17 protein-coding genes and 1 other annotated feature are annotated in these 12,725 nt (G+C 34.8%); of the genes, 11 read left to right on the forward strand and 6 right to left on the reverse strand.

Annotated features, from left to right (window positions below; genetic code table 11):
- The first annotated feature begins 291 nt into the window (after nucleotides 1-291).
- From ACH0B5_RS16860 to ACH0B5_RS16880, 5 genes are all read left to right on the forward strand, one after another.
- The gene (locus ACH0B5_RS16860) at nucleotides 292-522 is read left to right on the forward strand and encodes a hypothetical protein (RefSeq protein ID WP_158599726.1); all 231 of its coding nucleotides are present in this window, start codon (nucleotides 292-294) and stop codon (nucleotides 520-522) included.
- Nucleotides 523-895: 373 nt separating this feature from the next.
- Nucleotides 896-1,177, forward strand: coding sequence for a hypothetical protein (locus tag ACH0B5_RS16865; protein WP_122973165.1), 282 nt, complete (start codon nucleotides 896-898; stop codon nucleotides 1,175-1,177).
- 68 nt (nucleotides 1,178-1,245) lie between these two features.
- Nucleotides 1,246-1,884 carry a pyridoxamine 5'-phosphate oxidase family protein gene (locus ACH0B5_RS16870; RefSeq protein ID WP_122973167.1) on the forward strand — a complete coding sequence of 213 codons (639 nt, stop codon included), beginning with the start codon at nucleotides 1,246-1,248 and terminating at the stop codon, nucleotides 1,882-1,884.
- Nucleotides 1,885-2,058: 174 nt separating this feature from the next.
- Nucleotides 2,059-2,907: a metallophosphoesterase family protein gene (locus ACH0B5_RS16875; protein ID WP_406928181.1), complete on the forward strand. Its 849-nt coding sequence runs from the start codon at nucleotides 2,059-2,061 to the stop codon at nucleotides 2,905-2,907.
- A 35-nt stretch (nucleotides 2,908-2,942) separates the two neighbouring features.
- A complete protein-coding gene (locus ACH0B5_RS16880) occupies nucleotides 2,943-3,491 on the forward strand; it encodes a GNAT family N-acetyltransferase (RefSeq protein WP_406928189.1) in 549 nt (182 codons plus the stop codon).
- A gap of 66 nt (nucleotides 3,492-3,557) precedes the next feature.
- Here the strand turns inward: ACH0B5_RS16880 and ACH0B5_RS16885 are convergent, their stop codons facing one another.
- The 5 genes from ACH0B5_RS16885 to ACH0B5_RS16905 form a co-directional block, all read right to left on the reverse strand.
- Nucleotides 3,558-4,184, reverse strand: coding sequence for a GntR family transcriptional regulator (locus ACH0B5_RS16885; protein WP_406928182.1), 627 nt, complete (start codon nucleotides 4,182-4,184; stop codon nucleotides 3,558-3,560).
- 117 nt (nucleotides 4,185-4,301) lie between these two features.
- A complete protein-coding gene (gene solA, locus ACH0B5_RS16890; RefSeq protein WP_406928183.1) occupies nucleotides 4,302-5,432 on the reverse strand; it encodes an N-methyl-L-tryptophan oxidase in 1,131 nt (376 codons plus the stop codon).
- Nucleotides 5,433-5,572: 140 nt separating this feature from the next.
- Nucleotides 5,573-6,046 (reverse strand): DUF4188 domain-containing protein, encoded by a 474-nt coding sequence (locus ACH0B5_RS16895; RefSeq protein WP_122973174.1) that lies wholly within the window; start codon nucleotides 6,044-6,046, stop codon nucleotides 5,573-5,575.
- The gene (locus tag ACH0B5_RS16900) at nucleotides 6,046-6,606 is read right to left on the reverse strand and encodes a PadR family transcriptional regulator (RefSeq protein WP_406928184.1); all 561 of its coding nucleotides are present in this window, start codon (nucleotides 6,604-6,606) and stop codon (nucleotides 6,046-6,048) included. The genes ACH0B5_RS16895 and ACH0B5_RS16900 overlap by 1 nt, the downstream gene beginning before the upstream one ends.
- Before the next feature lie 135 nt (nucleotides 6,607-6,741).
- Nucleotides 6,742-7,275 carry an SF0329 family protein gene (locus ACH0B5_RS16905; RefSeq protein ID WP_122973178.1) on the reverse strand — a complete coding sequence of 178 codons (534 nt, stop codon included), beginning with the start codon at nucleotides 7,273-7,275 and terminating at the stop codon, nucleotides 6,742-6,744.
- A 242-nt stretch (nucleotides 7,276-7,517) separates the two neighbouring features.
- Between ACH0B5_RS16905 and ACH0B5_RS16910 the strand changes: the two genes are divergently transcribed.
- The 6 genes from ACH0B5_RS16910 (at nucleotide 7,518) to ACH0B5_RS16935 (ending at nucleotide 12,152) form a co-directional block, all read left to right on the forward strand.
- Nucleotides 7,518-8,090, forward strand: coding sequence for a bifunctional transcriptional activator/DNA repair enzyme AdaA (locus tag ACH0B5_RS16910; RefSeq protein WP_406928185.1), 573 nt, complete (start codon nucleotides 7,518-7,520; stop codon nucleotides 8,088-8,090).
- Complete coding sequence (locus ACH0B5_RS16915; RefSeq protein WP_406928186.1) at nucleotides 8,077-8,991, forward strand: DNA-3-methyladenine glycosylase family protein; 915 nt, start codon at nucleotides 8,077-8,079, stop codon at nucleotides 8,989-8,991. The genes ACH0B5_RS16910 and ACH0B5_RS16915 overlap by 14 nt, the downstream gene beginning before the upstream one ends.
- On the forward strand, nucleotides 8,978-9,478 hold the full coding sequence (locus ACH0B5_RS16920) for a methylated-DNA--[protein]-cysteine S-methyltransferase (protein WP_406928187.1): 501 nt from the start codon (nucleotides 8,978-8,980) through the stop codon (nucleotides 9,476-9,478). Before ACH0B5_RS16915 ends, ACH0B5_RS16920 begins: the two co-directional genes overlap by 14 nt.
- Entirely contained in the window at nucleotides 9,479-9,799 is a 321-nt protein-coding gene (locus ACH0B5_RS16925; protein ID WP_122973184.1) for a hypothetical protein, read from the forward strand. It begins immediately after the preceding gene.
- Nucleotides 9,800-9,979: 180 nt separating this feature from the next.
- Nucleotides 9,980-10,233: a binding site (T-box leader), on the forward strand.
- Nucleotides 10,234-10,320: 87 nt separating this feature from the next.
- On the forward strand, nucleotides 10,321-11,664 hold the full coding sequence (locus ACH0B5_RS16930) for an amino acid permease (RefSeq protein WP_122973186.1): 1,344 nt from the start codon (nucleotides 10,321-10,323) through the stop codon (nucleotides 11,662-11,664).
- Between the two features lie 80 nt (nucleotides 11,665-11,744).
- Nucleotides 11,745-12,152 (forward strand): NUDIX hydrolase, encoded by a 408-nt coding sequence (locus tag ACH0B5_RS16935; RefSeq protein ID WP_122973188.1) that lies wholly within the window; start codon nucleotides 11,745-11,747, stop codon nucleotides 12,150-12,152.
- Nucleotides 12,153-12,205: 53 nt separating this feature from the next.
- Here the strand turns inward: ACH0B5_RS16935 and ACH0B5_RS16940 are convergent, their stop codons facing one another.
- On the reverse strand, nucleotides 12,206-12,664 hold the full coding sequence (locus ACH0B5_RS16940; protein WP_406928188.1) for a methyltransferase family protein: 459 nt from the start codon (nucleotides 12,662-12,664) through the stop codon (nucleotides 12,206-12,208).
- Nucleotides 12,665-12,725 lie beyond the last annotated feature (61 nt).

Genomic DNA, 12,725 nt, shown 5'->3' on the forward strand with positions numbered 1-12,725 from the left:
GCTATCGCTCTATATCCTAGTGAGCCACTTAAATATTCTTGAACCACCATCAATTTAAATTCTTCATTATATTTAGTTATAAAAAATCACCCCAAAAGTTAGTTTTTTTACTCTAACTTTTGGGGTGCAGTACCTCCTTGAATAAGGAAAGTGCTTTATTCAAATTAAAGGGCGATATTGTTGAGAAGTGCTTATAAGTAGGGAAGTGTAAAAAAAACCTAGAGCGAAATACATATTTTGGTAGTTATCTATTTTATATCACTATATAATGAATTAAAAGGGGTTTTTGTCATGTTGGTAAATTCCATCATCTATTGGTGGCCGATATTAATTGCAATTGTTTTTATTGTCTTTCAAGCAATGGTGAGTATTAAAAGAAGGGTACTGTGGAGTTTAGTTCTTTCAACACTTTTCACAGGCTTTACACTATTTGCATTCTCCTTTTTTAATCTAGTTGTCATACTAGTATTTTTCTGTGTTATATCCTGGGCAATCTCACTTGTCACATATTTTACAAGGTAATTAAGCAATGTAATTGAAGTTAATTTCAATGACTAATAATGCTGACATGCTCTATTGGAAGTGACTGTACGTTAATGAAATCCATTATATATTGATATGTAATTACTATGTAAGTCTTTATGTATAACTAATGAGGGGCTTGTTAAATAACGATTTTCCACAATCGGGCACTTTCCTTGAATTGAACTGCACTCCAAATGATAAATTTGTGTCTAACATTTGGGGGTCACTTTAGAATAAGGAAAGTGTTTTATTCGATTAAAGAGTCAGATTGTTGAACAACATTATATGAAAGGTTGTCAAAGGACGTATTGGGAACCATATAATTACAATTAAAGTCTATATAAAAAAGGGAAGAATTGGAGACATCATTATGTGGCTAATAATAGGTCTTTTTGCTTTAGTAGCCACTATTGTAAATCTTTATATGTATGCAACAGGTAAAGATTACAAGTTCGCGATGGCAATGGGGTTATCATTTACAGCATTAACACTTTGTACAGAATACAGTCTTGTATCGGAGTGGGTAAAAAAGGAAGATTGGTCACTTTTGGGTGAAGTACCTAATTACGGAAGGGCATTATGGTTTATGACAATTGTTTTTATCTTACTAAATATAGCACCTATATTTTTAGAACGAAAAGGTAAGAAATAATTCTTATTGTCACTTTATTTATATCAGCAGTTCCTATATTAGTCGTAAATCGAAGGAGCGAAGTCTGTTTGGAACAAAATAATAAATTTAAAAATACTATTGAAACTGAAGAAGAATTACGTTCTATTATTGGATTTCCGAGTGAATTAGTAATAAGAAAGATGATTACAGATTTAGACCATCATTGTTATGATTTTATTTCTATGTCACCTTTTTTAGTAATTTCAACTTCTGATAATTTAGGTTTCTGTGATGTTTCACCAAGAGGGGATATGCCTGGTTTTGTTCATGTACTTGATAATAAGCATTTAATTATTCCAGAAAGACCAGGAAACAAAAGAATAGATTCTATGCGTAATATTTTATTAAATCCGAAAGTGGGTCTTTTATTTTTTATTCCGGGATTAGGAGAAACACTCAGAGTTAACGGGAAGGCTTGTTTGGTAAAAGATGATGAACTACTTGAAAAGATGGCTGTTAAAGGACAAAAACCTATTGTAGGTATTGTAGTGGAAGTAGAGGAATGTTTCATACATTGTGCAAAAGCCTTTAAGAGGTCAAAATTATGGGAACCGTCCTCTTGGGCTAATAAAGAAACATTACCAACTGCTGCTAAAATTTTATTTGAACACGCTAAGATTCCAAACTCTAGTGTTGATGTAATTGCTGAAAGACTTCAGGAAAGTTATACAAAAAGACTTTATTGAAAAGGTATTTTTCTTAATCGTCAAAAATGATTTTCAACAGTCGGGTGCTATTTTAAAAAAAATTGTTTAAATATTAAAATTAAATCACTTTATTGTATTTTAACATTTATTAAATTTGTACTGTCACATTGTCCGGATATAATATCTTTTTAATCATTCTGGAGGAAAATATAGATGAAACATAGAATTGCATTATTAGCAGATGTCCATGGAAATACAACGGCGTTAGAGGCGGTTGTAGAAGATGCGGTTCATGAAGGTGTCACTGACTATTGGTTTTTAGGAGATTTAATCATGCCTGGGCCAGGGACAAATGAGTTATTTGAAATATTAGATCGGCTTAAAGTTACTACTTATGTAAAGGGGAACTGGGAAGACAGCTTCCTTGATGTCCTTAATAAAGAAATTGATTTTGATAACGCGACGGATATTTATGTTTCCCGGTTAGCCCAATATCAGTGTGAAAATTTAAATGAAAACAATATGAATCGCCTTAAAAATTTACCATTACATATAACAAAACAAGTGAATCATCTATCTATTAGTATTAGTCATCATTTGCAAAATAAAAGTTATGGTGGGGATTTATGGCCGACTAACCATCAGGAAAACTTTGATCAGTTATTTGATCAAGATTATGATATTGCTATTTATGCGCATACCCATCATCAATTGTTACGCTATAGTAGCAATGATCAATTAATTATTAACCCGGGAACAATCGGACAACCGTTTTACAGATGGGACAATTTACATTCCAACCAACGTGCCCAATATGCCATTCTTGAAATAGATGATAAAGGGATGGCAGAGGTGAAATTTAAAAAAGTTTCCTATGACATAGAAAAAGAATTCAATAGGGCCATTCAGAAAAAACTACCGTATCTTGATTTATATCGAGAACTACTTGAAACAGGAAAAGCCCATACTCATAATCTTGATTTATTGCAAAAGATAAATGATACATACCATTATAAAGAGGAAATCGTTCAATTTTTTGAGAAAAATTATTGGAACAAATAAAAACAATCAAAAGAAAGTAGGGAGTGGGAAAAGTGATAGAAAACAAATTTCCTATCCTTGAAACGGACCGTTTAGTTTTAAGGGAAATCACGCCAGAAGATGCGGAAAATATTTTTACCTATTTATCTGATAAAGAAGTGATGAAATACTATGGATTAGCACCATTTCAATCAGTAGACGAAGCTTTAGATGAAATAGCTTGGTATCAATCCATAAGAGAAAACAATACGGGTATTCGATGGGGGATTACGTTAAAAGGCAAAGGCGAAGTCATTGGTAGTTGTGGCTTTCTAAATATAGTTTCCCAACATTTTCGTTCAGATATTGGCTTTGAACTAAGCAAGGATTACTGGGGACAAGGAATTGCACAGGAATCAATCGAAGCCGTGATTAAATATGGATTCGAACAGCTTAACTTACAACGGATACAAGCATTAATCGAACCACCAAATGAAGCATCACAAAAGCTAGTGGAAAGACAAGGGTTTATAAAAGAAGGACTTTTAAGAAATTACGAGTTTACCAGTGGGAAATTTGACGATTTATATATGTATTCATTATTAAAAGAAGACTTCGAAAAATAGTAGTCATTATTTTGGCCAAAAGTAAAACCTAACTATTTCGATAAACGATAATAGTTAGGTTTTAATTTATCTTCCATTTACCATTGATAGTTCTTCCAAGGTGAAGTCGCGGTCATTTCTTAAATGTTGCGCCATCAATTCACCGGCAAGTTCTTCATTACGCTCTTCAATCGCTTTATAAATTTCTTCGTGCTCATCAATTAATTGTGGACGTTTATAAATGTCGAGCTTTAAACTAAATAAATAGAACACAGTACGGACCTTTTCCAATATTTCAATCATTTTTGGATTACGGCATTCTTCAGCGATCAAATCATGGAAGCGTTGATTGGCAGCGTATATATTTTTTGACTGTGCTTTTCGAGATTCCTTTAACGTGTTTTTAAGTTCTTTTAGTGTTTCTGGAGTCATATGTTTTGCTGCTTTTTGGGCTGCAAAGCTTTCTACTAAAATACGCATTTCATATATGTTGATCAAATCTTGAACGGTCGGATCATAAATATGCTTGTCCTTAATTAATCCTTCTTGTTCAAGTCGTCGAATTGCTTCGCGAATCGGTGTACGACTTACCCCAATTTCATCGGCAAGCCGTTCTTCAACGACCTTCATACCACCTTTATAAGTGCCGTCTAACATACGATCCCGAATGTATTCATAGGCATATATTTGAGCGCTTTTTTTATCTGAAACCATAATATTACGGCCCCCCGAAAATTTTTTACCACTCTTATTATACTTTAAAAGTTTCCCTTTTTGATGGATTTATAAGAGGAATCTACTTCCATTTTCTATAAGATTCGCTTTTATCTATTAATTTTTAAAACGATTTATTGAAAAGGGCGATAAATCGATATCATATTGACCAGAAAGGATTAATTGACTTAATGCTTGTCCAACGGCACTACTAAATTTAAATCCGTGTCCAGAGAAACCTGCTGCGATGGCCACGTTAGAGTAGTTAGGATGTAAATCGATGATAAAATCCTCATCAGGAGTAAGGGTATACATGCACGTTTTTCCATATTGTAATTGACTGATTTTAGGCATGTATTGATGTAAAAAATGAATTAAATCTCCTTTATCTTCTGGTAATTCTCCAAAGGGAAGGATGGATTCATCTGGATGGATTTGATCTCCGCCATCATGTCGACCTACCTTTAATCCGGCGCCATCAATACTTGGAAAACCATAATATTGTCCATTTGGTGTTTCAAAGGTAAAGGCAGGGAAATGATCTTGATGATACATTTTTTCATCCGCCTGAAACCAAGCAAACGTTTTTCTAACTGGTGAGAGGGGAAGCTCTAAGTCTAACGTTGAAAGAAGGCTTCCTGACCATGCACCTGTTGAAACGACTAATGCATCCGAGTAAAAGGTCTGATTGTCGGTCTTTATCGTTACTCTGTCATCCTTAATCGAAATGTCTTTTACCTGACTATTTGTTAAGATTGTCGCACCGTTTAATTCGGCAAGTTCTTGGTAAGCTTTTATACTTTCTTCGCATTTTAGCACGCCAGACGTTGGTTCAAAGCAGCCAATAAAATCATTCGGTAGTGTTATGCCAGGCCAGCGATTATGTACTTCTTTTGAAGACAGAATATCTAATGGTAATGAATATTTTTTCGCACTCGAAATCGTATTTTGGATAAAATCCGAATGTTCCTTGCCCACATTTAAAACTCCTGTCTGGAGAAATAATTGCTTCCCAGTTGCTTTTTCTAAGTCATTCCATAATTCCTGTGCTCTAAGGACAAAGGGAACATATTCTTCACCTTCACCATAAGCGTATCGAATAATTCTAGTTTCCCCGTGATGACTCCCTTTGTTATGAGGTGGGGTAAAGGCATCTAATAATAAAGTCTTTTTCCCACTTTTCGATAAAAAATAACCCGCTGCCATACCCATTGAACCTGCACCAATTATAATGACATCATAATTCATCCCATCTCATCCTCCATTCATTGTTCTTGTGACACAAATTATAATGGAGTAGTCTATTGTATACAATATTGGGAAAATATTTGTTTCAATTAAAAGGAAAAACCTTCAATCGAATAGATTAAAGGTTTTTAACGTGAATTTTATAAATTAAGTCGATCTCGGGCAGAATTCAGTTTTGAAGTTACGGCAACGGGGTTCAATGCTTTTCCTAAGCCATAAGCGGGCATATTGCCATAAAAAGCTTCATATTGTTCTGATTTTAGTTGATAGGTCTCATGGTAAATTCCAACGGCATTATTGTTACCGACCTTTTGATTAAAATGTTTCCATGCAGTTAAATGTTTTTCTGATTTTGCATAAGCAAGAAGATCATCCATTGAACGCCAATATTGAATCATGACCGTCGTTCTTAAACCGAAATAACTTTCCATCGATAAAAAGCCTAATTCATCTTTATGGGAATAAAGTTCCTTAATCATCCCAGGCATCGCGTTAAATACTGGTAACCATTTGTGAATAGCTAGACGTTTATTAACTCGCATTCCAATGATGAATACAACGATATCCTCTGTATTTTCCGTCGTATAACGGCCAGTGAAAACCTCTTTGGTCATTATGACTCCTCCTCAGCTATGAACTTCTCAAGGGTAACATTACACCAGTCAATTGCAGCTCTCGTGACTCTCTTTCCATAGTCTAAAGTAAATAACCAATACATTGAATCCACATCATTTTCGTCTGCACAATCGATAATGGCCTGTTCAATCGATTGATATGTTTCCATGCGCGTTTGTAATTTTTGTTTGTAATTTTCAAGGAGGGAGATGGTCGTTTCACGGGTTTGGAATCGTCCGAAAAATAATTTTAGTAGGATCTCATTGCGTTCGGCGGGAAGTTGTTCAATCGGATGCTCAAGCCATTTTCTTAAAGTTTTAATTCCTTTTGGAGTTAAAGTGTATTCGTTTTTATCTGGTTTACCTGAAGTGGTAGCGGTATGAACTTCCGCTAAACCTTCTTGTACGATGAATTTTAATGTTGGATAAATTTGTCCGTAACTAATCTTCCAGAAATGATTAAGACTTCGATCGATAAATTGTTTAATCGAATAGCCAGATCGGCAATCCGTCGTTAAAATTCCTAAAATGGCATAAGTCGTTTCATTATAACCTTTCACTAGCAGACCACCTATCTAAAAGATATATATCATTTAGATATATAATAACGAAAATAAAAAAGAAAATCAAGTTTTAATTTTCAGAATAAAATTAAATGCAAAACAAAGAAAAAAGTGGGGTAGTATCCCCACTTTTTACGCAGTAATAGATAGCTTTTCTGCTTCGCAACGGAGTTTATAAAACTCCTGAACGAGTTCGTGTTCCGTTAAAATCGAATCTTTCATTTTAAGTAAAGTTCTTTTTCCGACACGGCGATCTAATAAACATAATATTTTCATTAAAATATCTGTAGATTGTAATGAGTCTTCAATAGATGAGTTAAAATATTGTTCTAATGTAAAGAAGAAGTCATATTGACCATAGATTCCTTCTTTTTTTAATTGTTGATGAGCCTCATCTTGAATCGAAATATTGTTTTCCACATCATCGAAATCGTAATTATCAAAATGAGCTCTTATCTCCCACTCTTTGTAATGTTCCGCTCGTTCTGCTGTAATTGTACACATACTAAGTTTTTCTACTTTATCGATAGTAATAACCGCTCTGCCTAATTGATCATGGGCTCTTCGGTAATTGATTACTTGAAAGTCGACCCTTGATCGTAACGTATCACAAACTAAACTTTTCAAATGTTTCTTTGCCTTACTCCATTTAGGACTATATAACAAATAACTACCTCCACAGTAAAAATCTATTCATTTGTTTCCATTATAGATTCTATTTCCATAGTTAAACAATCACTTTCAACTAGACCATAACAGCAAGAATGAGGACGAAATAAAGGGGGATTCCTTGTTAAAATGAGTCCAGTAAACTTTAAAAGCACATTATCTTTACCAGTACTTGTAAATTGTAATATGCTTAAAGGCAAAGGGGTTACGGGAGATACTAAAGTGGAAGAGGTGGGAACATGGTGACGAGTATTCATCTATCATTTGAAGAAATGTGGGAAAAAATCATTGCCTGTGATCGGAAGTATGATGGTCTCTTTTTTACAGCTGTGAAAACAACGAAAATTTATTGTCGTCCTTCTTGCAGATCAAAAAAGCCGAAGAAGGTGAATGTGGAATTTTACCATGATATCAATGAAGTTGAAAAAGCTGGTTACCGTCCTTGTAAAAGGTGTCAACCGGAAGTAGAGCACTCTCCCCATATCGAAACTGTTCGAACAATCATAACGTTTTTAGTAAATCACTATAAACAATCGATTGGATTAAAGGATATAGCGGAACAAGTAGGGTTAAGTCCTTTCTATTTGGAACGATTATTTAAACAAGAAACGAATGAGACACCCCGTACGTATTTAGAAAAAATACGTATCGATAAAGCGGCTTATTTATTGAAAAATACTAACTTAACAAATTTAGAAATCTGTTACGAAGTTGGATTCCAAAGTCCTTCTAATTTCTATAAAGTATTTCGAGCTTTAAAAAACTGTTCACCTAGTGAATATCGAAAGGAACTTCTCTATGAAATGGATTGATGCTGAATCTACTATCGAGTTATATCCACCGACTGATTTTCATTTTGAAGAATGTCTCATTTTTTTAGGTAGATCTAACCAGGAAATTCTCCATCAAATAAACGGGGAAGCGGTCTATAAATTAATCAAAGTCCATGATGAATTGGTTTTATGTAAAATTAGTTTTAGTGACGGCGCCATAAAGGTAGAATTTCCGATGACCGTTCCATCTAAGTTTGCCCGTGAAAAAGTAGGGGAGTTTGTTTCAGAATGGTTTGATTTAGACAAAGATTTAGAAGGCTTTTACCAAATGGCTAACAACGACAAAATTTTAAAAAATGTTGTGTCAACATATAAGGGCTTACGGATTATTGGGATCCCCGATTTATTCGAAGCCCTCGTTTGGGCCGTTATCGGTCAGCAAATTAATTTAACCTTTGCGTACACATTAAAGAAACGTTTTGTGGAGCAATTTGGGGAATGTTTAACCTATGAAGGTAAGCAGTATTGGTTATTTCCATCCTACGAGAAAATCGCTGCTTTAAATGTGGACGATTTAAAGAAATTGCAATTTACGACGAGGAAGGCTGAATATACGATTGGCATTGCAAAAATGATGGCAGAAGGGGAATTATCTAAGAAAAAATTGCTTCAGATAAAAGACATGGAACAAATCGAATCTTCATTAAAACAAATAAGAGGAATTGGAGCATGGACAGCCCATTATGTCATCATGAAATGCTTGCGGGATCCATCTGCATTCCCAATCTCAGATGTCGGGCTTCATAACGCTTTAAAAGAGCAATTAGGCTTGGAGCGGAAACCGACAATCGAGGAAATAGAAGACTATGCGGCTAGCTGGACAGGTTGGCAAGCCTATGCAACCTTTTATCTTTGGAGGTCAATATATGACAACGTTTAAAGTAGAATACAAATCACCAATTGGGGTAATCGAAATTATTGGAACAGAACAAGCAGTCCAATCCATTTTATTCATTGAAAACGAAAGCGGCGCGGAATGGGTACAAGCAGAAACACCTACTTCTTTAATCGATTGTTATAACCAACTAGATGAATATTTTCGAGGCATTCGCCAAGAGTTTACTTTCCCGTATGAGTTAAAAGGAACGGATTTTCAAAGAGAAGTATGGAATACGTTAACAGAAATCCCATATGCCAAAACCCAATCATATAAAGAGCTTGCCGTTACGATTGGAAACGAAAAAGCGATTCGCGCAGTCGGCAGCGCCAACGGTAAAAACAAATTAAGTATCGTTATCCCATGCCATCGAGTCATTGGTTCGAACGGAACATTAACCGGTTATGCAGGTGGTCTATGGAGAAAAAAATGGCTACTTGAGCATGAAAAATCAATGGAAGCCAAGAAGATGGGAAGTGGGCGGAAATAAATGTTTGTCAAAATATACGAGTACCATATTCAAAAGGATAAAGTGGAGCAATATTTAGCCATTCAAGAAAAAGCCTCCGAAATTTACAATCGTTATTTAGATTTCCATACAGTCTATTTAAATAGCAAAACTGAAGAAACAAAATGGTTAGAAATTACAAGGTACAAAGATGAAGATACCTATCACAAAGGTATGGAATTAATCAACGAACAAAAAGAAATTCAAGACTTATTCGAAACCTTCCAATCCCTTTTACTAACGGAAAAAAGGGAAATTCGAGAAGAGGATTTTTTAGAAATGAAAGAAATCGGGAAATTATAAAGAGGGGAGTTTCAAGGCAAATTATATTGAACCTTCTATAATCGAATCGATAAGATTGTTCACAACAATAGATAAATAATCTTATTTTTTATTTTTGAAAATGAGACTATATTGACAAATTGAAATTAATCTATAAAATAATAAACAATTCGAAAAATATTTGCAAAACGAAATATAAGAACAAAGGCTATGAAAAGAATTAGTAGCAATCATGTTAACAGACAGAAAGTAACCGGTTGATGAGAGGTGCATGTTGAACAATTGTGAATTCATCTTGGAGCTGTGTACTGAAAAGGGTTTCCTTAGTAGGCTACACCGGTTTGGCATCCGTCACTATGTGCTAAAGTATCGTCGGAAATGACCGTACTTACGAAGATAAGCAATGTGAGTTGCTTATGAAAAAAGGTGGTAACACGAATTGAATCGTCCTTTTGGTTAATCCAAAAGGGCGTTTTTTTATTCCTTTGTTTTTATCGAACTTGCAATGGAGAAAATCTCGAACATTTAAGGAGGAATACATTTTGAGTGAAAATAAAAAGCTTCAAAGAGGTTTAAGCAACCGACATATCCAGTTAATTGCCCTAGGTGGTTCTATTGGGGTTGGCTTGTTTTATGGCTCTAGTGCAACCATTCAAATGGCTGGACCAGCGATTTTACTTTCCTATTTAATAGGTGGATTCGTTATTTTTACCATTATGAGGGCACTAGGAGAAATGGCTGTAGAGGAACCTGTATCGGGTTCATTTAGTACATATGCAAATCGTTATTTAGGCCCCTTTGCAGGGTATTTATCGGGTTGGACTTATTGGTTTATGTGGATTGTCGTTGGAATGGCCGAAATAACGGTAGTCGGTGTTTATGTGAATTATTGGTTCCCGGATATTCCCCAATGGGTGTCAGCCCTTGTCGTTCTCATCCTCATTACAATTGTAAACCTTGCGAATGTAAAGGCGTTTGGGGAGTTTGAATTTTGGTTTGCGATGATTAAAGTAGTCGCTATTATTGGGATGATTATCCTCGGATTAGGCATTATTTTATTTGGTATTGGTAACAATGGTGAGCCAATTGGTTTTGATAATTTATGGTCCCATGGAGGTTTTGTACCAAATGGATTTGAAGGAATCTTAATGTCCCTTGTACTTGTGATGTTCTCCTTTGGTGGCGTCGAGTTAGTCGGTATTACAGCAGGAGAGGCAAAGAATCCTCAAAAATCGATTCCTTCTGCTATTAATAATGTTGTCTGGAGAATATTAATCTTCTACATCGGTGCATTAGGCATCATGATGATTTTATATCCGTGGGATGAAGTCGGATCTAACGGAAGTCCCTTTGTATTAATTTTTGATAATGTTGGTATTCCAGGCGCAGCCCATATTATAAACTTCGTTGTCATAACAGCGGCGTTATCGGCCTTTAATAGTGGTTTATTTGGTTCAGGAAGAATGCTTTACAATTTATCTTTGCAAAATAACGGACCAAAATTTTTTAAAACCCTTAGCAAGAATGGTAGTCCAAGACGGGGCATCTTATTTTCTTCATTCTTTTTACTAGTGGCTGTTGTGTTGAATTATATTGTTCCTGAAAAAGTATTTTTATATATTTCCGCAGTGGCAACCGTTGCGGTCATTACGAGCTGGACAATTATTCTCTTAGCCCAGTTAAGTTTTAGAAAATCAAAAACGAAATTGGAAGGGGAAAAAATTAAATTTAAAGTACCGTTCTACCCGATTTCAACTTATTTAGCCCTAATATTCTTAGCCCTTGTTATCGTTTTAATGGCCTTCATTCCGGATATGCGCGTTGCATTATTCGTAGCCCCTGTTTGGTTCTTCATTCTCTATATTGGCTATAAGATGAAGAAGTAACAAATAATTTTTAGAGAGGGGATCATGAACCTTTTATTGAATAATGAAAAAGAGGATTTTTATGGGGAGGTTCACTTTAGATGGCTACACCAAAACATATTATTTCAGCTGCAACGATTGTCTTAAATGATGATCATGAAATTTTATTAATTAAAGGACCTAAAAGAGGCTGGGAAATGCCAGGTGGTCAAGTAGAAGAAGGGGAATCTTTAAAGGACGCGGCCATTCGAGAAACGAAAGAAGAATCCGGTATTGATATTGAAATTACGAAGTTTTGTGGCGTCTTTCAAAATGTCCAAGGGTGTATATGCAATACATTATTTTTAGGTAAACCTATCGGAGGAGTGCCAACTACAAGTTCTGAAAGTTTAGAAGTAGGTTATTTTCCAATCCACCAAGCATTGAAAATGGTCACTTGGAAAAACTTCAAACAAAGAATTGAGTACTGCTTAAATGATGAACTACAACCTTTTTATATTGAATTTTAAAGTCACTAATTTAATAAAAGATGAACGCTTTTAGTAATTACTACTTTACACTTTTAAATATAGCGTCTCACTTTATTCATATATTTTATATAGTCGGCACCAAATTTCTTTATACACCATCTTTCTTCTGAAAGAATAATCCAGTGAGATGAGGATTGGAAAATGATTAATAACCCAAATAAAATCCATGATTGGGTAAGTAAAACACAGCCTAAAAAATAAATAAAATAGGCAACATACATCGGGTTACGGGAGATTCTATATAGCCCGTTTACATTTATTCCATTCATTTTAGGGTTGGCAAAATTGATTGTAGATACCGCATATAAAACAATCCCTAAAATATAGACAACTAGTCCGATATTAAATAAAAGAGAATCGGGTTTAATGTTGAGAAAAAATAAACTTAATAGTATAAGAACGGTCGTCACTTGATATATATAGTAAGCAATTTGTTCTTTTCCTAATAGCGGGGCATAAAAAGCTGCACGTCTAAGGGTACTGACCATCATTTTTGAGACAATAAGAAAACACCCTACTTTACAGTTAGTTGACGGTATTTAACCGGCGATT

The sequence above is a fragment of the Ureibacillus sp. 179-F W5.1 NHS genome (assembly GCF_045369345.1).
Lineage (GTDB): Bacteria > Bacillota > Bacilli > Bacillales_A > Planococcaceae > Ureibacillus > Ureibacillus halotolerans.

Bases quoted from the DNA above. Each gene is read 5' to 3' on its own strand.
- solA (WP_406928183.1), bottom strand. From the start codon at position 5,432: ATGAATTATGATGTCATTATAATTGGTGCAGGTTCAATGGGTATGGCA.
- ACH0B5_RS16895 (WP_122973174.1), bottom strand. From the start codon at position 6,046: ATGACCAAAGAGGTTTTCACTGGCCGTTATACGACGGAAAATACAGAG.
- ACH0B5_RS16920 (WP_406928187.1), top strand. From the start codon at position 8,978: ATGACAACGTTTAAAGTAGAATACAAATCACCAATTGGGGTAATCGAA.
- ACH0B5_RS16915 (WP_406928186.1), top strand. From the start codon at position 8,077: ATGAAATGGATTGATGCTGAATCTACTATCGAGTTATATCCACCGACT.
- ACH0B5_RS16935 (WP_122973188.1), top strand. From the start codon at position 11,745: ATGGCTACACCAAAACATATTATTTCAGCTGCAACGATTGTCTTAAAT.
- ACH0B5_RS16885 (WP_406928182.1), bottom strand. From the start codon at position 4,184: ATGGTTTCAGATAAAAAAAGCGCTCAAATATATGCCTATGAATACATT.
- ACH0B5_RS16940 (WP_406928188.1), bottom strand. From the start codon at position 12,664: ATGATGGTCAGTACCCTTAGACGTGCAGCTTTTTATGCCCCGCTATTA.
- ACH0B5_RS16925 (WP_122973184.1), top strand. From the start codon at position 9,479: ATGTTTGTCAAAATATACGAGTACCATATTCAAAAGGATAAAGTGGAG.
- ACH0B5_RS16865 (WP_122973165.1), top strand. From the start codon at position 896: ATGTGGCTAATAATAGGTCTTTTTGCTTTAGTAGCCACTATTGTAAAT.
- ACH0B5_RS16860 (WP_158599726.1), top strand. From the start codon at position 292: ATGTTGGTAAATTCCATCATCTATTGGTGGCCGATATTAATTGCAATT.
- ACH0B5_RS16910 (WP_406928185.1), top strand. From the start codon at position 7,518: ATGGTGACGAGTATTCATCTATCATTTGAAGAAATGTGGGAAAAAATC.
- ACH0B5_RS16875 (WP_406928181.1), top strand. From the start codon at position 2,059: ATGAAACATAGAATTGCATTATTAGCAGATGTCCATGGAAATACAACG.